General features: G+C 51.3%; 1 pseudogene. It reads right to left on the reverse strand.

Annotated elements, in window-relative coordinates:
* Positions 1–1,117: pseudogene (locus tag OWK27_RS24255) on the reverse strand (IS3 family transposase); the annotation flags it as partial.
* Between the last annotated feature and the right edge of the window lie 52 nt (positions 1,118–1,169).

The raw sequence follows: 1,169 nt of genomic DNA on the forward strand, positions 1-1,169 counted from the left end.
GCCAGCATTCTGCGCCATACAGGCGTTCTGTAAGCCCAGCCCTGATCGCTGTGCAACATCACACCTTCTTTGATTCTGCATGCTTTAAGCGCTTTTTTTAGCATCCTGCAGACCAGAGGTTGTGACTGACTGGTTGATGTTTGCCAGGCCACAATTTCATTATTAAACAGGTCCTGAAGGGCTGAGAGGAACAGTTTTTGACCACCGGCACGGAACTCTGTCACGTCTGTGCACCACTTTATCCCACTGCATTCGGCTCTGAAGTTACGGGCAAGAAGATTATCGGAAGCCGGGCCGCCGCCAGCCATACAGGAGCGGTATTTTCTCCGGCGCAACTGGCATGTCAGATCATACTTTTTCATCAATATACGAACCGTTTTATGGTTCAGCGTGAAGGCTTCATTACGCAGTGCCACCGTCATTCTTCGGTAGCCATAGCGTTGAGCATTTCTCTGGCTGATCGTGAACATAGCACTGACAGCAGCCGCATACCGAACCGGCTCATTTGCGGGTCTGGATATCTGATAATAATACGTGCTGCGCGCCAGCCCTGCGGCACAGAGCAGGTAAACAAGCCGGTGGTCTGCAAGCAGGCTTTGTATTACTCGCGTTTTTTCTGCTGTTCCCTGAGAGTCTTTTCTTCCCTCAGGGCTTTGAGCTTTTTTAGATATGCGTTTTCCGCCCGCAGATATTCCAGCTCTCTCAGAATTTCTGAGGGAGTCATCTCACTGAGCGGTCTGGAGTCAGGTATAAACTTTTTCTGTGACATAGCGGGCCCGGATTTGGCTGTATTAAGCGCCTGTGCGCCGCCTTTCCGGTAACGTCTTGTCCAGTCAAGAATGAGCGACTCATTTGGAATGGCAAAGCGCGCTGAAGCTTCCGCATAGCTGCATCCGTGTTCAGCCACATAACGAATTACGCGGAGCCTGAAAGCTGAAGTATAGGTCCGCGCAGGACGGTCCTCCAGCCCGGTCTTACCCTGATGCCTGTAAGCTCGAATCCAGCGGGTAAGAGGTGTTCGTCCAACACTGAACAGACGGGCTGTTTCTATAATGCTCGACTGGCCAGTCATGTAATGCTGAACCGCCGCAAGACGGATGTGAAAGGGATATCTCATAAGGACCTCCAGATTCTTTGATCTGGTGTCCAGGATATGGGGTTCAGTGCAG

The sequence above is a fragment of the Enterobacter cloacae complex sp. 2022EL-00788 genome (assembly GCF_026627565.1).
GTDB lineage: Bacteria > Pseudomonadota > Gammaproteobacteria > Enterobacterales > Enterobacteriaceae > Enterobacter > Enterobacter pasteurii.